The organism is Labrys sp. KB_33_2 (assembly GCF_052114505.1).
Classification (GTDB): Bacteria; Pseudomonadota; Alphaproteobacteria; order Rhizobiales; family Labraceae; genus Labrys.
The window spans coordinates 208101-234096 of the sequence record NZ_JBFREW010000013.1 but is presented as its reverse complement, the minus strand read 5'-3'; the positions used below and the strand labels follow the sequence as shown (position 1 = coordinate 234096).

General features: G+C 61.6%; 35 protein-coding genes and 1 pseudogene. 3 read left to right on the top strand and 33 right to left on the bottom strand.

All coding sequences use genetic code 11. From position 1 onward, the window contains the following. Nucleotides 1-237, top strand: a pseudogene (locus AB4037_RS23545) (SOS response-associated peptidase); the annotation flags it as partial. A 17-nt stretch (nucleotides 238-254) separates the two neighbouring features. After that, nucleotides 255-665, top strand: a complete 411-nt coding sequence (locus AB4037_RS23540; RefSeq protein ID WP_441773164.1) for a hypothetical protein — start codon at nucleotides 255-257, stop codon at nucleotides 663-665. A 68-nt stretch (nucleotides 666-733) separates the two neighbouring features. Here AB4037_RS23540 and AB4037_RS23535 read toward each other — a convergent pair whose 3' ends face one another. The 19 genes from AB4037_RS23535 to AB4037_RS23445 form a co-directional block, all read right to left on the bottom strand. Beyond that, on the bottom strand, nucleotides 734-1132 hold the full coding sequence (locus tag AB4037_RS23535) for a hypothetical protein (protein ID WP_441773163.1): 399 nt from the start codon (nucleotides 1130-1132) through the stop codon (nucleotides 734-736). Further along, nucleotides 1098-1556 (bottom strand): hypothetical protein, encoded by a 459-nt coding sequence (locus AB4037_RS23530; protein WP_441773162.1) that lies wholly within the window; start codon nucleotides 1554-1556, stop codon nucleotides 1098-1100. The genes AB4037_RS23535 and AB4037_RS23530 overlap by 35 nt, the downstream gene beginning before the upstream one ends. 180 nt (nucleotides 1557-1736) lie before the next feature. Beyond that, nucleotides 1737-2003 (bottom strand): hypothetical protein, encoded by a 267-nt coding sequence (locus tag AB4037_RS23525; protein ID WP_441773161.1) that lies wholly within the window; start codon nucleotides 2001-2003, stop codon nucleotides 1737-1739. After that, on the bottom strand, nucleotides 2000-2590 hold the full coding sequence (locus AB4037_RS23520) for a hypothetical protein (protein WP_441773160.1): 591 nt from the start codon (nucleotides 2588-2590) through the stop codon (nucleotides 2000-2002). The genes AB4037_RS23525 and AB4037_RS23520 overlap by 4 nt, the downstream gene beginning before the upstream one ends. A gap of 49 nt (nucleotides 2591-2639) precedes the next feature. Next, nucleotides 2640-2963 (bottom strand): DUF6527 family protein, encoded by a 324-nt coding sequence (locus AB4037_RS23515; RefSeq protein ID WP_441773159.1) that lies wholly within the window; start codon nucleotides 2961-2963, stop codon nucleotides 2640-2642. Nucleotides 2964-2965: 2 nt separating this feature from the next. Beyond that, on the bottom strand, nucleotides 2966-3631 hold the full coding sequence (locus AB4037_RS23510; RefSeq protein ID WP_441773158.1) for an NlpC/P60 family protein: 666 nt from the start codon (nucleotides 3629-3631) through the stop codon (nucleotides 2966-2968). Nucleotides 3632-3964: 333 nt separating this feature from the next. After that, nucleotides 3965-4507: a hypothetical protein gene (locus tag AB4037_RS23505; RefSeq protein ID WP_441773157.1), complete on the bottom strand. Its 543-nt coding sequence runs from the start codon at nucleotides 4505-4507 to the stop codon at nucleotides 3965-3967. Nucleotides 4508-4635: 128 nt separating this feature from the next. After that, nucleotides 4636-5475 carry a hypothetical protein gene (locus AB4037_RS23500; protein ID WP_441773156.1) on the bottom strand — a complete coding sequence of 280 codons (840 nt, stop codon included), beginning with the start codon at nucleotides 5473-5475 and terminating at the stop codon, nucleotides 4636-4638. 9 nt (nucleotides 5476-5484) lie between these two features. Further along, entirely contained in the window at nucleotides 5485-5799 is a 315-nt protein-coding gene (locus tag AB4037_RS23495; RefSeq protein WP_441773155.1) for a hypothetical protein, read from the bottom strand. Between the two features lie 24 nt (nucleotides 5800-5823). After that, on the bottom strand, nucleotides 5824-6183 hold the full coding sequence (locus AB4037_RS23490; protein WP_441773154.1) for a septal ring lytic transglycosylase RlpA family protein: 360 nt from the start codon (nucleotides 6181-6183) through the stop codon (nucleotides 5824-5826). 66 nt (nucleotides 6184-6249) lie between these two features. Further along, nucleotides 6250-6627 (bottom strand): hypothetical protein, encoded by a 378-nt coding sequence (locus tag AB4037_RS23485; protein ID WP_441773153.1) that lies wholly within the window; start codon nucleotides 6625-6627, stop codon nucleotides 6250-6252. Further along, complete coding sequence (locus AB4037_RS23480; RefSeq protein ID WP_441773152.1) at nucleotides 6627-8750, bottom strand: hypothetical protein; 2124 nt, start codon at nucleotides 8748-8750, stop codon at nucleotides 6627-6629. Before AB4037_RS23480 ends, AB4037_RS23485 begins: the two co-directional genes overlap by 1 nt. Nucleotides 8751-8759: 9 nt before the next feature. After that, the gene (locus AB4037_RS23475) at nucleotides 8760-9422 is read right to left on the bottom strand and encodes a hypothetical protein (RefSeq protein ID WP_434956185.1); all 663 of its coding nucleotides are present in this window, start codon (nucleotides 9420-9422) and stop codon (nucleotides 8760-8762) included. Nucleotides 9423-9429: 7 nt separating this feature from the next. Next, a complete protein-coding gene (locus AB4037_RS23470) occupies nucleotides 9430-10653 on the bottom strand; it encodes a phage tail protein (protein ID WP_441773151.1) in 1224 nt (407 codons plus the stop codon). Nucleotides 10654-10662: 9 nt separating this feature from the next. Continuing rightward, a complete protein-coding gene (locus tag AB4037_RS23465; protein ID WP_441773150.1) occupies nucleotides 10663-11415 on the bottom strand; it encodes a DUF2612 domain-containing protein in 753 nt (250 codons plus the stop codon). A 3-nt stretch (nucleotides 11416-11418) separates the two neighbouring features. Beyond that, complete coding sequence (locus AB4037_RS23460) at nucleotides 11419-12660, bottom strand: baseplate J/gp47 family protein (RefSeq protein ID WP_441773149.1); 1242 nt, start codon at nucleotides 12658-12660, stop codon at nucleotides 11419-11421. A 4-nt stretch (nucleotides 12661-12664) separates the two neighbouring features. Next, on the bottom strand, nucleotides 12665-13006 hold the full coding sequence (locus tag AB4037_RS23455) for a hypothetical protein (RefSeq protein WP_441773148.1): 342 nt from the start codon (nucleotides 13004-13006) through the stop codon (nucleotides 12665-12667). A 20-nt stretch (nucleotides 13007-13026) separates the two neighbouring features. Next, nucleotides 13027-13602: a hypothetical protein gene (locus tag AB4037_RS23450; RefSeq protein ID WP_441773147.1), complete on the bottom strand. Its 576-nt coding sequence runs from the start codon at nucleotides 13600-13602 to the stop codon at nucleotides 13027-13029. 92 nt (nucleotides 13603-13694) lie between these two features. Beyond that, complete coding sequence (locus AB4037_RS23445; RefSeq protein ID WP_441773146.1) at nucleotides 13695-14567, bottom strand: baseplate hub protein; 873 nt, start codon at nucleotides 14565-14567, stop codon at nucleotides 13695-13697. Nucleotides 14568-14664: 97 nt separating this feature from the next. Here AB4037_RS23445 and AB4037_RS23440 point away from each other — a divergent pair, with 97 nt between their 5' ends. After that, nucleotides 14665-15438, top strand: a complete 774-nt coding sequence (locus AB4037_RS23440; protein WP_441773145.1) for a hypothetical protein — start codon at nucleotides 14665-14667, stop codon at nucleotides 15436-15438. Here AB4037_RS23440 and AB4037_RS23435 read toward each other — a convergent pair. From AB4037_RS23435 to AB4037_RS23370, 14 genes are all read right to left on the bottom strand, one after another. Continuing rightward, on the bottom strand, nucleotides 15435-15743 hold the full coding sequence (locus tag AB4037_RS23435) for a phage baseplate plug family protein (protein WP_441773144.1): 309 nt from the start codon (nucleotides 15741-15743) through the stop codon (nucleotides 15435-15437). The genes AB4037_RS23440 and AB4037_RS23435 overlap by 4 nt on opposite strands. A 7-nt stretch (nucleotides 15744-15750) precedes the next feature. Next, nucleotides 15751-16365 carry a hypothetical protein gene (locus tag AB4037_RS23430; protein WP_441773143.1) on the bottom strand — a complete coding sequence of 205 codons (615 nt, stop codon included), beginning with the start codon at nucleotides 16363-16365 and terminating at the stop codon, nucleotides 15751-15753. 50 nt (nucleotides 16366-16415) lie between these two features. Beyond that, on the bottom strand, nucleotides 16416-18575 hold the full coding sequence (locus tag AB4037_RS23425) for a hypothetical protein (protein ID WP_441773142.1): 2160 nt from the start codon (nucleotides 18573-18575) through the stop codon (nucleotides 16416-16418). 119 nt (nucleotides 18576-18694) lie between these two features. Continuing rightward, on the bottom strand, nucleotides 18695-19210 hold the full coding sequence (locus AB4037_RS23420; protein ID WP_441773141.1) for a hypothetical protein: 516 nt from the start codon (nucleotides 19208-19210) through the stop codon (nucleotides 18695-18697). Between the two features lie 13 nt (nucleotides 19211-19223). Then, nucleotides 19224-19655, bottom strand: coding sequence for a phage tail fiber protein (locus AB4037_RS23415; RefSeq protein WP_441773140.1), 432 nt, complete (start codon nucleotides 19653-19655; stop codon nucleotides 19224-19226). Nucleotides 19656-19685: 30 nt separating this feature from the next. Continuing rightward, nucleotides 19686-21632, bottom strand: coding sequence for a DUF3383 domain-containing protein (locus AB4037_RS23410; RefSeq protein WP_441773139.1), 1947 nt, complete (start codon nucleotides 21630-21632; stop codon nucleotides 19686-19688). 41 nt (nucleotides 21633-21673) lie between these two features. Next, nucleotides 21674-22399 (bottom strand): phage neck terminator protein, encoded by a 726-nt coding sequence (locus AB4037_RS23405; protein ID WP_441773138.1) that lies wholly within the window; start codon nucleotides 22397-22399, stop codon nucleotides 21674-21676. A 3-nt stretch (nucleotides 22400-22402) separates the two neighbouring features. Beyond that, nucleotides 22403-22789, bottom strand: a complete 387-nt coding sequence (locus AB4037_RS23400) for a hypothetical protein (RefSeq protein ID WP_441773137.1) — start codon at nucleotides 22787-22789, stop codon at nucleotides 22403-22405. Further along, nucleotides 22786-23226: a hypothetical protein gene (locus AB4037_RS23395; RefSeq protein WP_441773136.1), complete on the bottom strand. Its 441-nt coding sequence runs from the start codon at nucleotides 23224-23226 to the stop codon at nucleotides 22786-22788. The genes AB4037_RS23400 and AB4037_RS23395 overlap by 4 nt, the downstream gene beginning before the upstream one ends. After that, a complete protein-coding gene (locus AB4037_RS23390; protein WP_441773135.1) occupies nucleotides 23226-23543 on the bottom strand; it encodes a hypothetical protein in 318 nt (105 codons plus the stop codon). The genes AB4037_RS23395 and AB4037_RS23390 overlap by 1 nt, the downstream gene beginning before the upstream one ends. A gap of 16 nt (nucleotides 23544-23559) precedes the next feature. Beyond that, complete coding sequence (locus tag AB4037_RS23385; RefSeq protein ID WP_441773134.1) at nucleotides 23560-23979, bottom strand: DUF4054 domain-containing protein; 420 nt, start codon at nucleotides 23977-23979, stop codon at nucleotides 23560-23562. Between the two features lie 15 nt (nucleotides 23980-23994). Then, nucleotides 23995-24423, bottom strand: coding sequence for a hypothetical protein (locus tag AB4037_RS23380; RefSeq protein WP_441773133.1), 429 nt, complete (start codon nucleotides 24421-24423; stop codon nucleotides 23995-23997). Between the two features lie 2 nt (nucleotides 24424-24425). Further along, nucleotides 24426-25469, bottom strand: coding sequence for a hypothetical protein (locus tag AB4037_RS23375; protein ID WP_441773132.1), 1044 nt, complete (start codon nucleotides 25467-25469; stop codon nucleotides 24426-24428). 20 nt (nucleotides 25470-25489) lie between these two features. Beyond that, nucleotides 25490-25993: a structural cement protein Gp24 gene (locus AB4037_RS23370; protein WP_441773131.1), complete on the bottom strand. Its 504-nt coding sequence runs from the start codon at nucleotides 25991-25993 to the stop codon at nucleotides 25490-25492. Nucleotides 25994-25996 lie beyond the last annotated feature (3 nt).

Here is a 25996-nt window from a genome sequence, read left to right as displayed (position 1 = left end):
ACCTCGGTCCGGAAGGTGAAAGAGGGCGAGGTCACGGCAGATGTCTTCGGGTTCTTGACGACGGAGCCGAATGCAGTCGTGAAACCGCATCACGCCAAGGCCATGCCCGTGATCCTCACGACTGCTGAGGAGCGTGAGACGTGGTTGCGAGCGCCATGGGATGAGGCGAAGGCCCTTCAACGCCCATTGCCGGATGATCAACTCGTCATCGTCCCGCGCCCGGCATCCAACAAATAAACCGAATCCGAACCGTTATGTCGCTCAATCTGTCCGAGGTAGAATCGATGGCCGACCCTGCTGAGATGCTGTTCGACCTGCCGTTTGACGGAGAGATGCCGATGCCAGCCGCCCTTGCTCGAGCCCCAGCGTATTCAGGGCCCTTCGCCGCCGAGTTCTCAAAGCTGCTGCGCGAGAACCCGACAGTTGATCCTCGCCGCTGGGAGCGGGCGAAAGAGGACGCCGCCGATTTCCTCGCCGACTGGGGGGATCAGGCAGCCGAACTTGGCTGGACGGCTGCGGAGCTCTTCGGACTGCACCCGGTCGCGCCGCTAACGCGCTACGACGTCATGGGCCTGGTCTGGCTGCTGAACGGAAAGGAAGTCAGCGAGCTCAATGAGAGAACCGCTAAGATCGGGGCGGCGACGTATTACCGGACGAAGCCCTGAAACGACAAAAATCCCCTCCAGCCCGAAGGCCAGAGGGGCGAGTGTGCCGCTGTCAGTGCGGCAATCAGCTATCGTCGACGGGGCGGACCGGTCCTGCGGTCATCGTCTCCGTTGTCATTCTCGTCATCGTCGTCCTCGCCGCGGCGCCGTCTTCGCGCTTGCATGCGCGCCAGACGTTCCACCACCAGGTCTACTCGCCTGCGTTCTTTGCGTTCTTCGGCAGCCTCTTCCATCAATTCGCGCATAGCCCTGACATCGTCCCGGATATCGATGATCGGACGGATGTCGGCGACGCTCGCGCGGTCGATTACCATCTGCTTGGCGGGTTCTGGGCCGCGATTGGCTCGCTGCAAGTAGATCCATGCTCCGCGGCCGAGGGCGGCAATGATGCCACCGATAACCACGAGCCAGCCGTAAACCCAGGCTGGAATTTCAGGCGGCCCCATCTCGATAACCCCGTTCCACATCCCCAGCTTCCTCGGCGATCTTCATGAAAAGGAAGAGTTCGCCGCAGGTGAGCCCCACGAACGTCACAAGCCCCAGCCGGGCCTGCTCTGCCTGCATGAGGCCAAGGGCGAGACTTGCCCAACACAGTGCCGACAGACCGGCCAAAATGCAGCGGGCGAGCGGGGAGTAGCGCCTGAAAGGTTGGAACGTGCCATTGAGCGTGAGGGCGATCAGACGCAACATCGCGATGACGCCAAACGCCACGATCCAGAAATCATCAAATGCGAGAGACCGCATGAACATGTAGGCCGGCGACTGCTGAAAGGTCAGGTCCGACCGCGAAATGGCGAAGGACGATCCGAAGAGCATTCCGGTGTGCAGCCATTCCCAGAATCTGGACTGGAAATGCTTGCTGGCGCCGGAGACGACGCGGGCGACAATCATGGCGATTTCCCCTTTCGGCAGATCCTCGCTCCGTCGTCGAGGCGTTCCCATTCGGTCGCCAGCACATCGAGGCCCTTGGAAGCCGAGGCCCCTTCGATGTAATCGGCGATCTGCCCAGCTTTGGCGTCGGAGGTGGGTGTCGGACAGCGTGGTGCCAAGATGGCAGTTCTTGCCGCCCGATCAGCCGCCTGAACCACCGGCTTTGGATTTGGCGAGCCTGTCGCGCACGCGGCGAGCAACATCGGCAGCGCCGCCGCGATCACGAGCGTTGTTCTCGGCTTGAGCATCGGCGATGTCCGCTGTGTCCTGGAGGGTGTCGTTGGCGGCTTTCTCGACCGCGGCGGTGTCGGCATCCTGATCGGCCTTCGCCTTGTCCCGCCAAGCAAGGAGAGCGTTGGCGACGCCGGAGATCAGCGCCGCCACCAGAGCCTTGAGAAAGGCGCTCATCCCGCCGGTGCCGGCGCGGGCGCGACAACGGCTGGCGTAGTAGCCGCCGCGGCGATACCGAGTTTGGATTCGATCAGCGCCTCGAGTTGTTCTGGCGTCAGGCCGAAATGTTTCAGGGCATCCGGCACACTGGATTCCACCCACTCGATCGCTTGGGCGATCACGGCCGACTTGGCGTCGAAAGTGATGTTCGCGGCCGACTGGCCGAGTCGGGACAGGGCCATATTGACGCCGGTCATCGCAGCGCTGTGCAGGGCGTCGCGGCTGGATTTGTCGAGTTGGATGCCGAGGAACTTCTGAACGGCCTGGGCGCCCCAGGCGATCAGCGCGGTAACGAGGGCGGCGAGGGCGGCCTCGAAGTAGGGGATCAAGGCGGTGACGAACCCGCCGATCGAGACTGTGGTGTCATCGGCTGCCCAGGCCGGCGCGACAAACGCGATCAGAGCCAGGACCGCGGCACCGGCGGCGGTCGGGATGATGGGCACCACGACGCCGGCGGCGAACAGGACGAGGCCCGCGATCGGGTGGAAGAAGATGGCAGAGACCAGGGCAAGCGTCATCAGCGCCGCCAGATAGGTGCGGTTCATTGTAGGATCCTGCAGTGAGGAGAGATGCTCGGCAGCCGGCCGGGCGCGGTTACTCGAAGTCGGGCAGGGGAACGGTCTGGCCGGCAAGCGCGTGTGTGCAATCCCCGAGGAACTGGATCTGGCCGTCCCTCACGAAGGAATGGCAGACCAACTTGCGGTCTTTCGAAGTGTCGTCGAACTCCTCAGGAACCTCGCTGGGTTCGGACCACGTCACCAGAACCGATGGCGTGAACGTCGGACGCTCGTAGTTATCGTTGAAACCCCAGCGCGGGCCGGGCCCATCCCCGATGTTGACCTGATGAATTTCCTTGCAGCCCGGACACATGAAGCCCAGTCGCCCGCCCTCGAAGGTGCGGAGAATGCCTCGTTTCATGGTCAGGCCTCCGACACACCGGCGCGAGCGCCAGAGATCGTCTTCGGAAGCGGCAGAGCAGGGCTCGGGATCCGGACGCCAGGCGCCCAGCGATACTTGAACAAACTGGCGTCATAAGCTGCGATCGAGACGCTGTCGGATTGATTGCCGCCGAGGCAGTAGACCCGACCAGAGCCGGCACCGACGACGAGGGTGACATGGCCGCCGCCCGGGCGAGTTTTGACGGCGATGGCGCCGAGGATCGGCCCAGGCAGGGCCACGCCCCATTTCAGATAGTCGAGGGCCCAGAGCGAACCGGTACCCTTGATTCCGGCCTGGGCGAGCCAGTCGCCAATGGCGGCGGCACACCATGCAGTGCTGTCGTGCTTGACCTCGGGATGGCCGGCGCGCGCGAACATCTGGATCACGCGCGGATTGTCGGCAGTGCCCACACCCTCGCGGATGCCGAGGTCTTTGCGCGCCGCGGTGAGCCAAGGCGGCTCCTTGAAATCAAGCCCGGCGAACAGCGCAGAAACCATGGCTTGATCGATCCGGCCGTCGGGCGGCAGGCCCTTGGCGCGCTCGAAGGCGAGAACTGCGCGCGCCGTCTTCGGCCCGGGATCGCCATCGAGCGGCCCGGGATCGAAGCCAAGCGTCTTCAATCGTGTCTGGATGGCCAGCACGTCCATGGAAGCCTCGTTAATTTTTTCAGTGGAATTCGTGGGGCGATTTCAGCCACTTGCGCGGAGACGAAGTTCGACGGAACCAAATCCGGCCGTCAAACGTTCTTCGCGCGCGCCGGTAGATGTGGTGTTGCCGGCGAAGTGGCCCGGCGTGGCTTCCCTGCCGGACGAGCGATGCCGGGCCGCGCTTTTTTGCGGGAACTGATTTGAGTTTGCTCAGTTTGGAGGTGTGAGGTCGCGGAGCCTTGTGTCGCCCCCGACAAGCGTCCTCGCAAAAAGTAGTCGGCGGTCCGGTTTCTCGCGCTGATTGGTCCCCTCCAAAAGCGAGATCCGGGCCGCTCAGGTTGCTGAGAACATCAGCAAGCAAATGCCCCAAAGCGCTCCGGTCAGCAGTTCACCGACCGCGATGCCTCCGGTGGGCCTGACCCGCCATCCGAGCTCGTAGGCGGCCACCTGCAGCGGCCCCAGCAGGATCCAAGGCCAGCCGAAGCAAACAGCAGTCGGGATCAGGAACAGCGTGGTCCGATAGCCGTAGGCGAGATGAGGGCTGCCGAAGGACCATCGGATGAATAGCGCCTCGTACCAAGACGGCTCCCGATCTGTCGGCCCTGGCCCGCGTCCAAGCCCCTGAAGGAAGCCCCAAGCTGGCGTCGACCAGGCGAGCCAGCACAAGGCAAAGATCACGCATGACGCCCAGCTCGGCAGCCCGAAAGCCGACACGCCGGCCGCCCATGCCATCAGCGCGACGAACGGAGCCGCTGTGATATCGCCGTTGCCCGGGATGCGCTGCAGGAGAGCAACGAAGCTCGGGCCGAAGAGGCCGCCGCCGCCCCTGATATGGTTCACCACGGCGAACAGCGGAATCAGCAGCAGCCTCACCATTTGCGGATCTCCTTCGAGAGTCCGGCCCAAATCGGGGCATCGGGCTGGCGGGTGGCGCATGACATCAAGGCAAGCGCCAGCAACCCGCAAAGCAGGGTACGGAAGAGCATGGAAGTCTCCGGTGGTGCTTAGGGGTGGACGGCAGCGACGTAGGCTACCAAGGCAGCATTGATCGCGGCGACCTTGGCCGCGCCCAGTGAACGCCCGCCATGGAACAACGCAAAGGCGTCTTGACTGCCGGTTCCGGTCGCGGCGGAGCCCATGCACTGCAGAGGCGCGGTGCCGGCGGCCAGGGACGTAACTGCGTCCTCATTGCTCGATATCAGCGAGCCGTCGCCATAGGCATTGATGGTGTTGGCGTCCGTCCGGTCCAGGACGATGTAGTGCGCGTTGTCTATGGGAACGCGCAATCCACCGGACCCGGTCGAATTGATGCCAGCCCAGATATTTTCAGGGTTGTCGCCGATCTTGTAGGCGATCAGGACCCCTTCGAACGCGTCATTGTATGACAGCATGAACATGGCCGACACACCGGCATCAGCCGCGATCCCGATGCGATAAAACCCGATGTGACCGCTGTTCAGGCCGAGCTTCGTCGTGCCGCTTGGGAAGAAATTCGTGTTCAGGAAAGCGGGGGGAGTGACACCCTGATTGTCATATCCGACGCGCGGGATGAACACGGGGCTGCCGGTGGTGCCGCCAGGAGTGAATGTGTAGGCGCTGCCCCACAGGTCGAGCGCCGCATTTCCTGCCGCTCCAGTGCGAACCAGCCACATGAAATCGAAGTCATCCGCGCCGCAACCAGCTTGGGTCAATGCGGTGAAGAAGGTGTTGTAATGCCCCTTGTCGGTGTCCGAAATCGGATCGACAGCTCGATCGAAGAAGGCCTGGGCTGCCGGGTCGTATGGAGATGGGGACGGCCCGTCCGATGGAGCGCTTTGGCCGCCCAACTGCCCGATACCAAACATCGCTCTTCCTCATGTGTTCGAGATTACGGCGATCTTCAGGCCTGGCCTGACGCCGAAATATTCGGTCTGCCCTGCGGCGAGGCGGGCGCTGTCGGCGGTTGCCGTGGGATCGGCTCCGAATAGGATCGAGCACGCCTCGTCGGCATGGAGCCGCACTAGAACCGTGGACGGATCGAGCGCTTCCGAGGGAACAGATGAAGCGCCGATAGCGAGAGCCTGCTCGTTGACAGGCGGCTGGCGCGCGACCTGGGCAGTCATAGCGATGCCAGGATTGAGGCCGCTCGCGCCCAGGGCGCCGAATTCCGTAATGTAAAGCTTGGCCATGATCGGTCTCTCGATTTTGGGTGGTTATTGGGCCTCGACCTTCACCCGGGCCAAGCCAGACAAGCCGACGGCACGCGCTGAGGCTGGATTGAGATCGACGATACGGCCGCGAATGTGCGGACCGCGATCGTTCACGCGGCAGACCACTGATCGCCCCGTCGCCAGAACTGTCACCCTGAGATGCGAGCCGAACCGAGCCGTCCTATGCGCGCATGTCTTCTCTGAGGTTGGGAAGCTCTCGCCGTTCGCGGTGCGCCGGCCGCTTTCACGGCCATACCAGGATGCGATACCGGTTTGGCCGCCGTACGCGGGATCGATCGACACGACCGCCCAGACCAGGCCAACGGCGATGACAATGGCCGGGATATCTCGGCGGTCGAGCAATGGGCGGAACTCCAAAGGAAAGGCCCCGCCGGAGCGGGGCCTAGGTGGTCGGATGTGAGGGATCATTCAGGCGCTGATCGTCGCAGCCAGTTCGAAGAGCTGATCCAACTGATCAGACGACAGCGGAACTTGTGCAGCCAATGCGGCGATCGTCGGTGACTGCCGATTGAATTCCGTCGCGGTCGTCCATGCGAGCTTTACGATCGGATCAGTCGAGGCGTTGACGATGGTCTCGACAACGGCAAGCAAGTCGAATGTGGTGATGCCGGCTGCCTGGGCCTTCGACATCGCCGCCTTCGCTTGGAACGCGGAGACACTCATGGCATCGAGCCGCGCTCGTGTATGCGCTGCCTGCCAAGCTGCGACTTCAGAATCCGTCGCGAGCCGGTCGCCAGGCAGACAGGTGTCGCCAGCGTAAATGCCGTCCTTTTCAGAGAACCACATTAGAAGCTCCTCGATACCGTCACGATGAAATTCCAGTTCGCAGGCGTGGGCGACGCCGTCGCGCCAGTGGTGCGGTTCAAGATCTGGCTGCTGGGCCCGAGCGTGGTTGATGATGTATTCCGGTCTTCTTTGGTCGAAGGGTCCGTCCAGAACCAGCCTCCGGTTGCCTGGGTCGCAAAATCTGTGATCTGCCCCGGCGAATAGTTTGCTTCCGCCGTCCCATTCAAAAGCTGGGCGCGAACGGAATACTGATCGTTAGGTACGCCGAGGTTGTGGGCGAAGGCGGTTCTGACGCTTCCGGAGGACGGAAACGTAGTGTTGCCCTTGAAATAGCCTTGGTAGGCGTAGGCAACTGTCGATGTCACGGACGAGGCGCTGGTCACCACCTCACCAACAAATACAACATTGACCGGATTGGCCACCGTGCCATTGCCGAGATACATCTGCATCCCGACGACATCGAATGTGTATTGTCCGTTCGTTATCGAGATCGGACCACCACGCTGATAGATCGGCAGCAGTGTGGTCGAGACCGGTGTCAGGGCACCAGAACTGATCGTTACGCCGAGGTAGTTTGTGGTCGACGCGGTGAGACCGGGCCAGGTCAGGTTGCTCGTCGCTTGGCCGATAACGTTGATGGCGCCGTTAGTGCCATAGCCATTCCCTGCGGTCGCAATAAGTGCGGCCGAGCCAGTCGAGACATTTTGGCTGGTGATGCTGAGACTTGCAGCCGTGCCCGGGAGGAAGTTCGGCAGCCCGCTGGAGGCAGGGCCGGAGAGGACGGTTTGTCTTACCGGAACGGAGATGACGCCGGGAAGATTCGTGATCTGGGAGCCGTCAGCAGCAGGGTAGCGGCCGGAGCCGTCGAGAGCGACGACATTTCCTGCGGCTGTACCGGTCTTGGTGTCCCTGATCGCGTACCAGTCTCCGCTGCTGACCAATACGGCGGCCGTCGATGCCGGCATTGTATAGGTCGTTCCGCCGGTACCATTGGCCCAAATCCAGTTCGCCGTCGGTGACTGGATCGTCTGGGATACGGAACTGAGGTTGTAGATGTAAAACACCGACGGACTAGCGGTCGGATCAGGCAATGTCGTGACGTATGTGGAGGCACCTTGGATCCTGACAACCGATCCAGTCTGGGCTCCAGACAGCGTGGTGTTCGCGGAGACGGTGACCATGCCCGGGATCGGCGTATTGGCCCAGACTGGCGCGCCGCCTGCAGTAATCAGCGTTTGGCCCGTAGCGCCGATCGGGCGACGCGCCAAGGTTGTGCTGCCAGTGGCATAGATCAAATCGCCAGATACGAACGAATTGATGCCGGTACCACCGTTGGCGGCCGGCAGCGTTCCAGTGACATTCGACCCAAGATTTACCGTCGACAGCGTCGCGATCGAGCCCAACCCGAGATTGGTGCGTGATGTGGGGGCGCTCGACAGGTCCGAGAGATTGTTTGACGGCCGGAGAGGGGTGAAACCGAGGTTACCTGCGGCGGCATCTGTCGCCATCTTGGCCGAGGTGACGGCTCCGGCGGCAATCGTGGTTGCCGTGGTCCCGGACGGGGTGGTTACATCGCCGGTCAGGGCGGGCATTTGTGCAGGCGCGAGCGTGCCAGAGTTGATCTGGCCAGCCGAAATGCTCTTGTTGGTGAGCGTCTGGTTATCGGTCGTGCCGACGAAGTCTCCGGCAGGCGCGACCTTCCCCAGATCCTGCAGCGCAGTGCCGGTGTTGTTGCCCCAAAGGACCACATTGCCTGTGGTCGTCGAGGCGGGGCCGTTGATTGTGCCAGCCCCCAGAGGTCCAACGACAGAGCCGTTGATCTGAGTGAAGAGGCCTGAATTGGTAGCCCAGATACTGCCATCGGCCGGGGCGCTTGGCGGGAGACCAGGCGTGACGACGAGGCCGGCGGCACTCCCCGTCGGGGAGAGGGTCTTCAGCGTGCCGAACATGGTGTCGCCGGCGCGGTTCACAGGCGTATAGCCGAGAACGTCCTGCTTGGCGGCGAAGTAGCTGTTCCACTGACCGGGCGTCGGGACCTGGCCATAGGTCAGGTTCGGCGACGTCTGGGCGAGCGCCAGCGCTGGCCAGAGCATGGCCAGTGCGGCAAGGATACGAAACTTCATGTTTGGTCTCTATGCGTTGATGCCGGGGATCGAGATCTGGCCGGGGGCCACGACAGCCGCGGGAAGTGACGTGTCGTTGATGGCGGAGACAATGGCCGCGATCGAGGACTGGAAGCCATCGAGCGCCGCCTTGAGCTGCGCAGGCTTCTTGGCCGAGGCGATCGAGTTTTCGGCCGTCACCAGCGCGATGTTCAGATCGATCGTGGCGCCCTGGAGAGCGACGAGAATCCTGCAGAAAGTATCCTTGGCTCCGTTGCCCTTAATGTAGAGCTTGGCGATGACCTCGAATTTGTCTGCCAGTGGGCCAGATGACGGGGCTTGGCCGGCATTACATCCCACGATGGCCGCAGCCGTCTGCATGGCCGCCTGCCGGACTGGGTCAGGATAGATCTGCTGCAGGATCCCTGCGCAGATCGCCTGGACAATGAGAACTGCCTCGTTTGCCAGGGCGGCGAGGTCCGGCTTTGGCGACGAGGCCTGCTCAGGCAACGGGAGAAGCGACCATGAGCCATCGGCGAAGATGCAGGTCTCGGTTTCCGGGTCGAACTCCGGCGGGGGGGCAGTCGTCGCGTTCGCCGGGATGAGGAAGTTTCCTGCCTCAATCGGGCATGGATCGGCCATCCCAGGACCGACGAGCGCGCCGGTACTGGCTTCATAGTTCCAGATCTGCATGTATGCCTCAGATTTTTATGCAGGCCAGAAGACTGACGTTCTTCGGCCTGGTTTCGGTGCCGCCAGTTGCCGTTGTCGTCATGGATGGGCCATTGGCAACGCCTGCAACGCCAGCACCGAGCAATCGGCCCGGTACCGTCGGGCCGACGGTGATGTTGCTGACATTCGTGTTCCAGACGTTTCCGCCGCTCTGATCCCAGGAGAAATGGATATGGCTGGCGAATGCGTCGCCCTGTGTGCTTCCAAACGCCCGGCCCGGATCGATACCGGCGGCATCATCGAAGGCGCGAAGGAAGTATCCTCTGAGATCAGGAATGGTGAAGGTCGTGGAGCCGTCGCCGGGGCCGAACTGGCCAACCGTCTTTAGTCCTTGCGAGCCGGCGAGATTGCCGCTGACCTGGGCGAATGACCACAGAGCGGCATAGGTTGTGCGGCTCAGCGAAGCGCCGTTTGCCTTGATACGCCCGGTGGGAGGGACAACGCCGGTATAGAACTCGATCGTGCCCGGCTGGACCGTGCTGGGATCGGCTGCCGAGGCTGGATTGAGCAGCAGCAGCGACGACAGAGCCGTCAGATAGATCAGGATGCCGTTGTGGCTCGCCGGATACTGGCCTGGGGTGAGCGGGGCGCCATTGGGGCCGACGATAGGGCGCTGTCCAAGTGACTGGATATTGCCCACCATAGCGCCGTTGTTGGCGGTGCCGATCTTCTGGACGATGAAGATCGCCCCATTCAAATAAGCGGTTGGCGCCGGGCTGACATTGGCGGTCAGGACATTGGCGCCGCCGGTGTCGGTGCCGACACTGATCGATGCCGATTGTGTCGCCAGATTGATCCAGCCGGCCGGGCTGACGCCCTCCGGATCGGTGACGTTGTCGTCTACAGTGTTGAGCCAGACCGTGCCGGAGGTGCTACCCGCCAGCATCGCGCTCATTGGATAACCGCCGATCGCGGCGGCAAAGGCTGCATCGAACCGGGCTTGGCCGCCTGCCGCCTGCCAGCGATTCCACATGGTGATCTGGTTCAGGATACCGTTCATATCCTGGCCGAATGGCGGGACGCCGCCGGCACCAACGGGCTGGAAATTTAGGGGCGGGAAGCCATCCGTGAGCGACGCCCGGCCGGGGTTGATGGCGGTCTGCGAGGGCGTCGGGATAGGGTTGATGAAGCCGCCGCCGGCATTGAATCCCCACGGAATGGGGAACTTCGCCGGGATCTGATTATACTTCATGGATGGCTCTCAGTTGGGCACGACGACCGAGGCGAAGACGCCGGTGGGTTTCGGCAAGACGCCGGATTGCTGGACGATCGCGAGTTCGACAGGCGTGAGGTCGAATTCGAAGGTGTAGGTCATCACCATCGTGGGGACGGCCTGGCCGCCGTAAAACGGCGCCTGGTTGAAACCGTGGGCGTTGCGCGATTCCTCGAAACCGAACCAATCACCGGGCGGGGTGCCGTCGGTGACGTAGCAATTCCCTCGATGAGGGAAGAGAGACATCAGGATCCGGTTGATTGAGGGGATCGAACCATCGGTGATGTTCGCCGCCGCCTTGGTCATGATCAGCAGGCGATAGGACTCATCCGACAGCGAATAGTTACTGGTCAGCGGAGTGCCTGAATAGAACGCTGCCTGGCCAAAGGGTTCCGATCCTGGCAGCGCCTCACCGAAGCCGAACCAGTCGCCGGTCTGGACCTGCAGGATGCGACGGACACCAACGATGCGCCCCCAGACGTCGAGCCCATAGTCCTGGGCCGTTGCCACGTTCCAGATGTAGTCGAAGAAGAGATCGAGGTTCTTCGTTGGGTCGATATAAGCGGCGATGTTCTCGATGAGGCGGGTCAGGATCGGGCTGTTCGCATACTGCGAAATGACCGTCTTCCAGACGTCGAACGACGGAATATCCCCGATCGGACTGACGCCAATGATGAACTGCCCGATCCCATTGGACCCCGCCGCGGGGGGCCTGGGATAGTCGGGTCCCGTGTCTGTCATCGATCAGCTCAATGCCACGTTGATGTTGGCCGCCGAGACGACCGGGATCTGGTTGATGTTCACCCCGACCTCGAAATGCGTCGCATCGAGCGCACTTGTGCCGATCTCGATCGAGACGATCTGGACCCAGGAACCCAAAGCCGCGACTGCCGAATAGAACCGGCTGGCATAGATCTTCGTGCCGATCTTGGCTCTGATACCGCCATCCTCACCGCCAAAGGCCGCGATGATTGCATTCTGGACCTGAGTGGCAGCATCGGCGGGGACTTGCGGCCCACTGCTGAGTTTGACGGCGAAGTAGATTGGCAGCGGAGCGGGGATCTGGAACGACACCGGATAGGTCGGATAGGGCGGGACATATCCCACGCTGGTGTCCTGCACCTGCACCGTCGTGTTGCCGTTGTAGGCGCAGCCCGGAGCCTTCTTCGACCAAATGGCCTTGGCGATAGCATTGGAGTCGCCGCCGACCACAGCAACGTAGAGCGAGTTCGGATAAAGCGAGACGCCGCCGATCGTCTGCACCGAGTTGGAGACATTTTCGGTCACGTAGGCGTCGATGACATTTGGCACGTTCAGGACTGCGCCAAGGACGGAGGGCAGGCTGCCGAGGGAGTTCAGGGCGACGGACTGCGCGCGCCGGGCTTCGAATGCTGAACGGCTTTCGACATCGTTTCCGAGCACCCCATCTGCCGGATTGGAGATCGAGTCCCAACCGGGAATGGCCCGGTAGATCTGGTTCAGAGAATCGGCGGAGCACGGGATCGGCCCAACCGCCAAGCATTCGAACTGCAGAGTGACGTTCCCGGAGAGCGCGATTGTGCCTCCAGCCGTGCAAATATAGCGGTTTCCGTCAGCGGCAAGGGCAAGTGCGCCGGGCGGAATGACAACGCCAGGAAGGCCCGTACACAACGCCTGCACGACGGTTGGCTGTGCCGGGTTTCGCTCAATGAAGTAGATGCGAGCAATGGCATCCTGCATGCGCCCTTCAGCGAAGGCCGGATCGACTTGCTGCGTCGTCCGAAGAAACAGCGCATTGGCGTTGTCGATGACTGCGGTTTCCGAGGCGGCAAGCTGTCCCTGAGGCGTCGGGTTCGTCGTGGAACCATCGTTGGTGGTGAAATTGAGGTTGCCGCCGAACGCGGCATTGATGTCTGCCTGGACCCCGGTAAGGATATCGGCGGTCGCGGGCACGATGAACCCTTTGTCGGTCCATTGCGGGACCGGCACATTGGTCTGCACTGTCATGGGTTCAGAATCCTGCGGCGGAGGCGTTGCCGTTCGCATCCCAGACCTGGACCTGTCCGCTGACCTTGCGGTCCGTCCAGTCGGTAATGAAGCTTTGTGCCTTGACCACGCCGGGAACCGACATGGCTTGGCGATTGAAATGGGCCTTCATCAGTGAGATCGGCGGCCGCCTACCGAGAACTTGCTCGAAGTAGGGGATACCCTGCGAGGTGTCGTAATAGAGCTCGTTGAGGAACAGGCGGATTGCGCTGGCGGCATCCTGGGCGAGGGAATAGGGCTCGCCTGCCACGGCGATGTTGCCTGCCGTATCGGCCGCGAGATCCCAGGTCTCGGTATCGAGAAGCAAAGTGCGAATGTCTGCCTCCCTCAGGTTCCAGGATCCGGCGGCGGGCTGCCGGCGTGACGATGCTGCTGCAGGGTGACGCTGTCACCACCCCCGGCGCCTGCAGTGATGCCGCCCGGGGTTGAGATGTTGCCGGAACTGTCGATCACGACGCCGTTGAAGTTCCATCCGCCGCCGCTCGAGGAAACCTTGTTGCCGTGCTCGTCCTGCATCGAGATCCCGTCGCCGCTCAGGTGGATGAACTTTGTCAGGGCTTGGGCACTGAGGATCGTATGGGTGTAGATCCCATCAGCGAGATCATGGGTCCGGAATGAGCCGGGGTTGGACTGACCGCCCTTGTTCGACTTCAGCGAAGAGATGTCGCGATCGGCAATCGACATGACGCCGATATCGCCAACAGACGGGTCCATGACGATGCCGGCGCTTCCGCTCTGGCTCCTCGTCGTGGGAATGCCATAGATGATGCCATGGTCGGTCTTGTTGCCCTGGCCATCGATCTGATTGACGATCGGTTGCACATCGACCGTCGCCGGAGCTCCACCGGTACCGCCACCATGCACGGTGATGATCTTGACCGGCACCGTTGTACGGACCTTCAACAGAGCCTGCTGGATTTGGAATTCGGCTGCGTTGCTATCGGATGTGTCCGCCGCAGCGCCCTGCTGGCCGAAAAATCCTTCCGGTTTTCCACTCATGCGACACCTGCAGGGGCATCTCCGGGGAGACATTCAAGGGTCATGAACCAGCGCCCCTGCGGGATCATGGATTCGAGCTCGAGGACATACTTCCTGACCTGCCATTCGCCGCACGCCGAGGTGAGATCGCTCTGGATCTTGACCTTCGAATAGTGTTTCACCGCCGGATTGAAGAGCGCCTTGACGATGACTGCCTGTTGCGAGAACGCCGGATATCCCACCATGCCGGTTTGCGGCGAGATGAGGACCTCACTGTTCTTTCTGGACTGTCCCGGCTTTACAATGGCGAGCTTTCCGCACTCGACCGTCCAGAAGAACCCGCCATGTCTCGCGAGTTGCTGCAGCTGGGTCCACGGCGATCCTGCGAAATACGGGTTCGACAGCTTGGCATCGACGCCAGTGTTCTCGAAGCCAAGGCCGAGCTGGCCGGCGATCTGTTTCACCAGGTCGGCAGCATTCGCAGAGCCCTTGACGCTGATCGGCTTGGCTGGCTTCACCGCGTTATAGCCTCCGGGCTGTGCCAGGACTCGAAACGCGACGTCAGGCATACCCTCGGCATCGACGAAGGCAGTGATGATCTGGCCCTCGAAAACCACGGACATTGCATCCTGGCTCTCGCCGGCGAACACCGCGATCTTGTTGTTGAGCCGCTGGGAGAAGTTTTTTCCCACAGTCGACAGCTGGTTCATCACGCTAAGCGGCAGTCCCCAGATCGATATCGCGGCCTGGCTTTGGCTAAAGCCGCCCTGGTATTCGCAGGTGAAGGAGACGCGATGGCCGGTGATCGTTGCGGTGTTGTCGCCATTCTTTCCGAACGATCCCGACGCCAGCTGGAACTGGACGTTGATCAGCTTCTGGCTGAAGGTCATTCGGACGCCTCAAAAGGAAAATGCTCCACCGAGATCGGCGGGGATGGTCGTTGACTTCCGATGGGCGCGTGAGAGGATGCGGTCGAAAGGAACGACAATGCGTTACTTGCTTGCTGCAGCAGTATTCATATTGAGCGGAGGAGCGGCTTATGCCGACCCGGAGTTCAATCGTTATCCGGTTGGGTCGATATATAATGGCCCCCACGCGAAACCGGATTTTACGGGTAAAGATGCCGTTCTCTTCCGAACTAGAATTCGAGACGCCAGCAAGAAGCCAATAAATTTCAGCGGTGAATACTCGCTTCAAACCTGGGGGTGCGGCACTGGTTGCGAAACTGGTGTTGTGGTCAACATTCGGACCGGTCAGGTATCTTTCCTGCCATCGGTCGAATCCAGTGCTGGCGACGCAACCTTTGTTGATCGGTTTCAGTATAAAGCGACCAGCAGCTTACTCGTAGCTACCGGGACGATCGGTGAAGACAAAGGTACATATGAGTACCTGTTCAGGATGGAGCCCTCGGGTCTAGTTGCGTTCGGAAAAAAGCAAATTTCCACGGAGAATGAAGCATCCATCCAGGCAGACACTCAGGCCGCGCCCACTAACCGAGATCAATCTGAGAATTATGTCAGCGTGCTTAAAGCGCCCTTCAGTGAGGGCATCTGGAGGCTGACGTTTGTGGCGAAGTCGGACAAGTTGGCAATTCAGTCGATCAGCATCAATCGAGGAAACTGCCAGATTTCCTCGCCGGCTGGTGAAACAGGCGCGAGACTTAAATTTGGAGACCGATGGTCAGTTCTGGTCAAATGCAATCCTATCGAGCTCGTCATTAATTCTGATCAAGGTTCCGGAAAGATAACTTGGGATAATTAGGCGGAGGGTAAATCTGCCGCTTCCAGATAAGCCAAGCTGAATCGGGAACCCAACCCGTCATAAGTTGGATTTGATGACCCCTGATTATCGATGAAGCCGAGATCTCCGATAAAACCGAGATAAGTCGATCGCACGATCCTGTTCAGGTTTTGGCAGGCGACACCACCAACGACCAGGACGTTATCGACATAGAGATCGAGGTAGAGGCCGCCAGCCTTGGTATAGACATTGATCTGGCAGTTCTGGCCACCAAGCAGGATGGAGATCGCCTGGTTCGGCACCGACTGCAAAGGGACGATCTGCATCGGTGCCTCAATTATCTCCGCGCGGAGTTTGACCTACAGCTGTAGGCGAATAGTTCTCAAAGCTGGGTGCCGTGGCAGATTGTGCCGGTGTAGGCGCAGATGGCTGGACCGCGCCGCCGTTCACCTGTGAAGAGGCACCAGGATCCTGAGCGTTCTGCGCGTTCATCGTGGCCGTCTGCCGGATTTCGGTCAGCCAGACATCAACGGTTAGCAGGCCGGCGCCCGAATCCGCACTTCGGCGATAGTCGTAGTGATTGATGTTGCAGCTGGTGTAGACCTTCTCCGGAGTCACGACGTCATAGAGATTGAGGTCGCCGGCGATGGCCTCGATCGAGGCGAGAAAAGCGGCCCTGTCACTTTCCGAGCCGCCAGCCGAAAACCTCACCCTTGCCAGGAATGGGCTGGCAACCTTGTCGTAACTTTCGAAGCTGCCGCGCTCGACTGGGTAATCTCCGATCGTCCACTCGTTGCGGAATTCAAAAGCAACGACATTGTCGGCTAGGACGAGGGGAAAGCCGAAGAAGTAGATCCCCCATTGCGAGAACCCCAGCAGGCCGCCAAAGATCGAGGCGATGTCGCTGGTGATTAGGTTAAGCGCCGCGCCGGCCGTACCGGCGAACACGACAGAGGGCACTCCCGGCGCATTTGGAACATTTACCGGGAATGCCATCTTCAGTTCGGTCCGTTGTTGGCGGCTGAGGCCGTTGCGTTGCGCCGGATCGAGTCATGCAGGCTGGCAGCGATGCCGTTGGCATCCTTGGCCTGGGTATGGATCTCGATCTTCCCGATTGTGGTGCTAGAGCTACTCGACGAGGTCGACGTCTTGCGGTTGTCGTTCGTCGTGCTGCCCCCGGCGATAGCCGCGCCCTTAGCCCCCGACAGAACACCATCCCCGCCAGCGAGTCCCAGGTTGGGGCGGGCATACGGAGCATAGGGCCCGGGTGCCACCTTGGGATTGTAGGCGAACCGATTGCCCCCGATCACCGGCGAACTGGCGTGTTTCCGACCCCAAGGCCCATTGTACCAGCTGGCACGATACTCGTTGGCTCCAGTCGTGACGTCCGGCACTTCTCCAGAGGCGATTGCACGAATGCGATCTCTGATGAAGGCTGCGCGAGCCGCTGCGGTCTTTCGATTTGGACTCGCAGCATATTGCCCCGGCGCCAACGCTACTTGGCGTAAGTTCCCGCTTGGGCCATAGGCGCGAGTGCCAAGGCGATTGAACATATTGTTGATCACGGCATCGGTGCTCAGTTTCGAGGAGGTGGCCTCGCCGTTGATCACATTGACCACCTCGTCGCTGAGATCCGCATCGCCGAGCTTATAGACCGGGCGATATTGCCCCGGTTTTCCAGGTGCTGGGCTATAGCCGGCATCACTACCACTGCCGCCGAGCACACCCTTCACAGCCTTGCCAACCGCGCCGAAGAAGCCTCCGCCGCCACTGGTTGCTCCGCTGCCGCCCGACGACCCGCTATTGCCACCAAACCCGAGCCATTTGCCCAGGGTCTGAAGCCAATTTTCACCGCCGCCTTGGTTATTCGCCAAGGTGACCGGCATCGGGTTGCCGCGGTTGATCGGCCGGCCATCGACAGACAGGTTTCCGCCAAGCCGGTCATGCGGGATGATCGTGCCGGTTGTGTTTGGGATGAAGGGTTCGGGTCCTCGCTCGCCGACCATGTAGGCCTGCCCGCCGGTGACGGAGCCACCTGTCGCGCGGCCGCCCATGATGTTGCCATAGGCGTAATCGGCGCGATCCCGAAAGAAGGAGCCTTTCTTGTATACGCCCGTGGAATCGCGCCAGTAGCCGCCATCCTGCACAGCGTCGCGACTGGTTGCGGCATGAGCCTCGTCGCGACCATCATTGGCGGTACCATCTTTGGCTGCCGGCGTCTGACCCGTCAGCCTGTTCAGCTCTTCGATTGCCCGGACAGCGAGATCCGCATTCTCGGCAATGGACTTCAGGACTGCCACAAACCCTTTCGCATACTCGACGATCTTATCGCTGAGCAGTTCTTTGTTGGCCTGGACCCACTCGGTCATCTTGTTGACGACCGGGGTTAGCGCGGGCTCGATCGCCCTGACGCCCTTCTCGATGAGATTTCTGACCGACTGATAGATGTTGTTCCAGGCTTCCTGGAACTTCTGGGCGTTCTCGATATCCTGGTTCGACGGCGCCAGGTCCTTGCGGAGGCCGATGACCTTCGACAGCTCCTGGCCGTATTTCAGCATGAGCTGATAGGTGCCGGGATCGATGCTCAGGGCGCGGGCATACATCGCGGCTTTTTGCGGGTCGGTCCTCTCGACCTTCTGCAGAGCCGCAGCGAGTTGGTCGAGGAAATCGACCATGGAGCCGCGCGGATCGATCTTTCCGCCGACCATGGCCCGGAGCTGCCAGAACTCTTGCGGCAGATCGCCGTTGGCGGTCCGGAAGCGGGTCAGAGAATTCGATAGGCCATCGATCGTGCCGGCGGTCGCCTCAGCCGTTCCACCGACTTCACCGACGACTTTGCCGATCGCGCCGACATACTGAGGGGCCATGCCGACTGTGCGGCTGAAGCGACCCAGCGCGGCATCGGCGCTCATGAGATCCGAAACGAATTTCGTGATGCTCTTGGTGCCGGTGAAGATGGCGAACAGTGCCAGGGCTTCAACGGCGATCTTCTTGATGCCGTCGGCGGCCTTACGACCCGATTCCTCGATCGCCTTGGACGATTTGACAGCCTCATCCTTGGTCTTCAGGAAGGATTCTGCCGCCTTTTTCTGGCCCTTCGTGAACTCGCTCGGATCGAGACCGAGTTCGACGACGAGGCTATCGATCAAGGTGGGCACGGGTCATTCCCTCTGTTTTTCCTGGTACCTGGCGATGGCAAGGCGATTGTGAGCATCGATGCTCAACACCTCGAGGAGGTCGTAGACGTCCTCAACTGACAGGCGCTCCTGGAGATCGATCAGCGCGGCCGTCTTGTTGGCGGAGTGCGAGAGAAGTCCACCGATGGACGCGGGAAGGTTTGGGTATTCGAGGAGCTCGGGTCCGTCGAGGGCGCCGGAGAAGTCGGTTCCGAGGTCCTCCCTTTCGAGAAAAAACTGGTGTGCAGCTCCAGAACCTCCTGGCGCAGCCGCAGCAGCGTCGATACTTCCTCGATATCCTCGTCGACCATGAGAGGGCGGACGACCTCCGGCCGTTTCGGATCGGGCTTCACGCAAATGCAATCGAGCATCTCGTCGAGCAAAGGTTCCGCATCCGCGAAGTCCATACGCATGATAGCCTGGACCCCGACGATTGCCAGAGACCGCATGCCGCCGGACGCAAAGCCCTCTGGCAGATCAACCCCGGACTTTCCGACAGCGATCAGTGCCCGCATCGCCCAGCGCTCCGCCTTGAGCGCCGACATCTCTCGGATCTGGAAGGTCTTGCCCTGATCACGGCCGTCTTCCGTGATGGTCACATCACTAGTCTTGCGCAAAGCTCATCTCCGCTTAGTTCGGGACCGCCCGGATGCCCTGCCAGGTGATGGTGTAGCGCCTGGGCTGGAGCAGCTTCTTCACTGCAGGAATGGAGGGGAACGAGGTCAGAAACCCCTTGTTCATCACATAGGACCGGCCAGTCGACACGATGTTCGAGGTGCCGTTGGCGGTATAGGTGTCCAAGGTGGCCTTCTGCTGCGCCGCCCAGGTCTCGAAAATCAGGTTCGATGCCGAGTCCGCCTGCAGTGCGATCGTCTGTTTGACCGGGACATGGACGAAGCCGCCGGACAGGATGCCGTCGACGCCCATGGTCGTTTCCGCGATCTCTTGGGTATCGGCGTCGAAAACATCATCAGCGGCGAAGCCTTGGAGCGTGACGGGGCTGTTGAACAGCCCCGGAATCGCAATCGTGATGATGCAGCTGGCGCCAGTAAGCGTAGCCATTGAAAGGTCTCCGAATTTTCAGGTTGAGGCTTACTGAACCAAAACGCTATTCAAAACAATGGCTTGAACGCTCTGGCCGTCCATATAAAAGAAGTTGCAGGGCGGCGTTTGGCGGGCCTGTCGGGTCTGAGGGGCGGCGTCCTTGACCTGGAGATACCAACCCTGGGTCGAGAGCAACTCGTCGACCCTCTGGCCGACGGTGTTGTTGATCTCCGCAGCCTGGGCCTTGGAGAGCGTGACGCCGGAGCGGATCGCACCGAAGTTCAGACCCGCATCGACTGGATCCATGCAGGCGACCTTGATCAGCTCGTAGCCCTGGACGTTGTAGGGCACCGAATTGACGTTCACGAGGAGCTCCACCAGGGCCAGCTGGAGAGCATTGTTCAGCCAGATCTGATTAACGTAGCTGTCCAGCCATTCGAACCGGCCCGAGATCTGCCCGGGCTGGAGCATCAGGAACTGCTGGTTCGCCGTCGCATAGGCGCCGTAGAAGTTGTAGCCGTTGGCGATCAGATTGCTGGCTACCGTGGCGTCGGTGACATCGGCGACAAGGCCGTCCTGGCCTCGGAAGGCGAAGGTAATCCGGCCATTGGTCGCTTCGAAGTCGATTGAGGCGGCGGCGCCGCAGACGAAGGCGGCCTTGTTCGGCCCGTCGGTCGGGCTCCAGACCAGGCAGGTGCCGTCCATCTTCGCACCGAACACCAGAGCGCCGAGCGAACTCGCAGCATTGGCGCTTTCGGTCGGGGTGATGTCGGTATCCCAGGCAACATAAGCCCAGCGCTCATCCTGGCCATTGGTCCAGGTCGAGAACTTGAGCTTCTGAGCGTTGCCGTTGCCCCCATCAGGATCGAATGTCGTCATGAAGGTCGCCCAGTTCTGAGTGACTTGGGTGAGCCTCGTCATGAAGGGCCCGGGCTCCGCCGCGGCTGCACCCTGCGACGGGTTGGCGCCCGTCGCCTGCGTCAGATAGAGAGGGGCTGCAGCCGTGCCGGTGGCGAAGGCGATCGAGGACGCCGCCCCAGTGATTCCGGAAGCGATGACAAAGCCGCCGCCGACTGAGTCAAAGCTGACATCGACCGGCGCCGGTGCAGCGGTGATCGTGCCGCTGGCGACCGTCTGCGTCTTCTGGACGTAATAGGTGCCGAGAAGGCCTTCACCAGTGCCGAGGCCAGTGATCAAGGTTCCGGCAGTGACGCCGGTGCCGGACAGAACCTGCCCGACCGACAGGGTGCCAGAAGCAACAGCAGTGACTGTCAGGAGGCCATAGGTCGCCGTGAACGCGACGTTGTTCACGGCCTGGGCCGCTGAGACCGCATAGTCGCCGATGCCGCCGGGTGTACCGTTGATCTGCGATGTGATCTGGGTGCCGTTGATGACGCCGGTACCGGCGAGGACGGCGCCCGGGACGATCGTCCCCGAGGTCATGCCTGTGACGGTGAGGACGTTGCCGGCGATCGAGCCAGTGAAGGCCGCGGTCGCAGCTGCAATCGCCCCGGTGACCGATGCGACGTTCGACAGGTTGGCGTTGAGGTCCTGCTCGATCAAGGCGGCTGCAGCGCTGAAGCTGGTAGCGGTGGCGAGATCCACGATCGCGGCCGAGCGGGGATAGCCGTCGACAACGACCTGCAGAGAGCCGCTGATGCCCTGCAACTGGGCCAGCGTCAGCTTGTTCGCCGGGCCGCCGCGGAGCAACGCCGGAACGGCCGACGAGTTATACTGGGCGAACAGGATCGATGCGGGCTTCTTCGTGGAACCGTTGAATCCCCCGAAATAGGTCGTGGCTAGGGCCGCCTCCTGCGAGGAGAGGCCGAAATAGTTGGCGACGGAGACACCATCGTTCGGGAACGACAGGACCTCGCCGATCGGCACTCGTGGGCTCTGGGTCAGTAGCAACCCGTTCATGACGAGGGCTGCACCGCCTGCGCTGAGGACATTCGGGATTACGCGAACGAGTTGGCTCGCGGGAATGGTCGTCATGACCTACCCTTTCGGTTTGAGGTTCGGTGTATTGACGGGGCTCAGGCGGGGAAATCGGCCTGGACGTTCTGGGTGCTGACGCTGACGCTCTCGGCGAATTGCTGCGGCACGGTCAGCGAAGCGTTGACTTGAAGAACGGCATCAACGATCCAGCGCCATTCCCATTGCTGCTCGCCATTGACGAACGGCATCTGCTTCGGGTCGTCGGCAAAGAGCGGCGCGATGTCGAATCCTGAGGCCGCGAACAAGTCGACACCGACAGGATCCCGCATCAGGGTCGAGATCGTCTGAGCGTTGTCGCCGCTGTTGGGGCCGTGGACGTCGAGCTGTATCGTCACCTGCGTCGGCTGCATGATCGCTTCGGAGCCGCTTGCCAGCGCGCCAGCGGCGACTGTCTGGGCCAGGGAGACCGTATAGGTGCCGATGCCGCCGGTTCCAGTGCCGAGGGCGGTGATCGTGGTGCCAGGAACGATGTCGATACCGAATAGGGTCTGGCCGACCTCGATCGAGCCCAAGGTCATTTCCGTGACAGTAAGCGCCGTGCCTGCGATCGAGCCGATGAAGCTGACGTCATGCGGGGTGTGGATGTTCGTCGAGAGCCGGCTCCGTAGGATCGGCACCATCAGGACGTAATCTTCGCCCTGCGGCTCCGGCACCCGGTTGTCCTGGCCTTGCACGACCTCGACGTCAGGCGGAAGAACGGCAATCAGGAACGAGCGCAGCGCAACGAAGATGTTGGACTGCGTCGGCGCGGCAACCAGGGACACGGGTCAGCTTCCATTCTGCAGAGTAATGGCGACCTTGCACCAATCCGGCCACGCCTCGAGCACATGGGCGGCAAGCCAGATATTGCCCTCAGGGAGGGTTCCGGCGGGAAAGACGATGAGATCACCGCCGCGCTCGTCGACACGGACGATGCCCATAACGGCGCCATTGAGGTAAATCGCGCGCCTGACGCCCTGGATGTTCTGAGAATCCAGCCTGGTGATATCGGTATAGGTAAGAGCTTGGACCTGCACCCGGGCCGGAAACTCGGTGTAGGTGGGGACCCGGTTGCCGTCAGGCTGTACCGTATAGCCGGAAGAGCGCCGGACGGTTGCCGAGACGAATGGATTCACGATGCCGATCGCTGGGGCGACGAGGCCGTGCAAATTCATGTCTTCACCCGATAATCAGCGCTGCGCATCATATGGCCGGTGTCGACGAGTTGCTTGTCGTTGCCCTTCTTCGCGACCGTGATCGGCGAAAGGGTAGGGCCGACATAATCGGCGATGGCCTGTTGCAGCTGCCCTTTGATCCCTTCACCCACGCGGCCCAAAGTCTTCGCTGCGTCGTACTCAGTTTCCTTGAGCTGCGTCGCGATCGCCTTCGGCCATTCCGGGCTCTTCTCCTGGATCATGCCGCGGAAGAACGGGCGAGGAGGCGTCGTGCCGTGCCCGAATTCGTTCAGTGCCGCCACCAATGCGACGGACGTCCCGTCAGGATAGGTCGCGTTCTCAAGGAACCCGACATCAACCGCCGCCGCCTTGGTGACGTTCTTGGCGATCTTGGCAAGGGCAGCTTCCAACTTGTCGCCGCCCTTGATCTTGACCATCAGGGCTGCTCGGTGGCCTGCGGCGCGTCAGGGCTGGCCTCGGCGGGATTATCCGCTGGGGTAGGAGCGGGATAGCCCTCGTGGGCTTCTTGGGGCTCACCAGCGGGAGGTTCGGCGGGCGGGACTTCAGAGGCATTCTCGTCTGGCTGATGCACCTCGATCGGCTCGTGCTCTGCAGCCGGCTTCTCAGGCTCGAGCGCTACGAGGCGACGTTCAGCGTCGGCCTTGAACTCAAGCAGCTCACCGATCTGGACGCCCATCAACTGGTTCGCGAGCATAAGATCGCGGATCTTCATTGCCATCACGTCGATATCCATCGACTGGGCTCCTTCGTTATCGATAGGGGAAAGGCGTCGGGGCAGGGGCGGGGAAGCTGAAGCCTCCGAGCCAATAGGGGCGCGCCAGTTGCCAGAACAGCGCGCCGTAGGAGGTCTGGACGTACCAGGCCTGATTTTGGGTGGACTGGAAGTCCAACTGGACTGAGACGCTGCCCTCGGTGGCGCTGGCGATGCGGCCGACGAGGCCGGTTGCCGGGCTGGCAGCCGTGCCGAAATTGAGCTGGCTGAGGTGGGCGACCATCAGCCAGAGAAAATTGGTCTGTTCCTGAGGATCGCTGACGCAACCAATGAAACCGGCGATGACCTGCCGCGCGAGGGGCAGGATGCGCGCCGTGATCTGTGGTTCGGTGACGTTGGAAAACTCAGGATAGGCAGCGGCCCAGTCCTGATAAACGAAAGGGACTGGGTCGCTCATGTTTGCCTCGAAAGATCAGGCCATTACGGCCGTCTCGATGTTTTGCCGCTTGAACTCGGGGATCACGTTCTTCGGATCGTGGGGCTCAAAGCCGACACGCTCCTTGTCACGACCTGCGGTTTCCCGCTTTGCGTCGTCGACCGAGGCCATGATGATGAGGTTGCCAGAAGTCACTGCAGGGTGCAGTTCGTTCTGCTCCATCCACTTCTTCATGAACTCGGCATTGACGCGGGTGATCGCGAACCCGTTGACGATGAGGGTGGTGGGTGCCTTGTCGCTGTGGTGGGCCCATCCCTTAAGGGTGACGGCTTGACCAATCTTGTACCAGCGGTCGACCTTCTTGTTGGTGCCCCCGATTCCGGGCTCCTGCTCAATGCGCCTCTCCTGGTGCTGAAGCACCAGGCCATGGGGGAGGCGGCAGCCCACGAAGACCATTTCTTCCATGCTCAAACCCCCAGCATCTGGGAAATGGCGACCGGGTAGCGGATGATCGCACCCCAGGTGCCCCCAGTCTTCTTCTGGCGCCAAGCCGAGCCGGTCGGGATCAGGGTGTGATCGCGCGACTTCTCGTTGAAGGCGCAGAAGCCGGTGTCGTGACCGTCGAACTTGTCGGCGATCATCTGGACGACCTGGCCGGCGCCGGTGGCATACCGCGGCGAGGTCTTCACCTTGAGGCTGGGGAAGCTCTTCGCCAGCATGTCGTAGACCGTGATGCCGAACGAGTTGGTCGCGGTCAGCGCGACCGCGGCCGCCGGCGAGAGCGCCAGCGTGATGGCATCGGTGGCTTCGACACGACCTTGGGTCTGCTGCGTCAGCTTGATGAACATCGCCTGGATGTCGGCGAAGATCTCGTTGGCGGTGCCGTTGATGAAACCGCCTGCCGTGATCCAGGTGACGCCACCGGCCGCCTTCGTCGACGGGGTCAACGGTGCCGAAAGGGACGGATCGTTCAGCAGGCCGTAGTTCTGCAGGCCGGCCACACCGTTGTGATAGGTGTAGTCCTGGAACTTCGACAGCGTCAGCGCGGCCGACATCTGCTTCTCGGAGACCCAGTTCAGCTTGACCTTGGCCATCCGCTCCTCTTCCAGTTCCCCGTATTCGATATGGGTCTGGAACAGGTAGGACTGCCGCTGCGGGAAGGTCGCGTTGGCGTCGGACATACCGTTGGTATTCTGGTCGCCGTAGCTGGAGACCTCGCCGGAGTTCTCGACCACCAGGAACATGGCGGTCTGGGTCGTCCAGTCGCCTTCCTTGCGCTCACCGAGGATTTCGGCGCCCTTGTTGGGGGCCTGCAGCACTCGGACGACCTCGGGATCGACATAGGTCGTGAAGAGGGCCGGGAAGCCGCTGGAGCCAGTACCGACGGCAAGAGCCGGCTGGGCGTCCAGGGCGATCTGGTAATCACGCTTGTAGGCGTCGGGCAGCCAGTCCTGCGCCATGAGGACAATGCCCCATTCCCGCTGAAGGCGGGCAAAATCTACGTTCTGCATGTTGGATTTGCCCCTCGGGGTTAGATGGTGTCGGTCATCTTGACCAGTTCACCTGCGGCACCAGCGGTGGCCGCATAGAACTTGGTCTCGACGCTGCCGGCGACGGTGGCTCCCGCCGCGGCGAAGGAGATCGTACCGTCGGCGGTCTTGGCGAACGCCTTAAGACCGACGGTGACAGCTCCGGCACCGGCGTTCTTCACCCAGAAGTCGCCGCCGCTGAAGATATCGCCGACGGGGAAGCCAGCCGGGATCAGGTTTCCTGCTTCACCGAGATAGCCGGTGATGAGGGCCTGTTCGGTGCGGGCGACGAAGCCAGTGGGAAGACCGGCGCCGGTGTTGTTGAGCAGCCGCGGAACGCTGTTGGCGTCGTTGGCGGCCCAGGCGAAGAGCCCGACGGTGACACCGCTTGCGCCGGCGACGAAGCCGCCTTCCACGGTGAGCGCCGAATGGCGCGGATTGACCGAGGCGAACTGGCCGGCAACGGCGGGCGCCTGGGTGAGGTTGACCTGCGTCTGGAAAGGCATCAG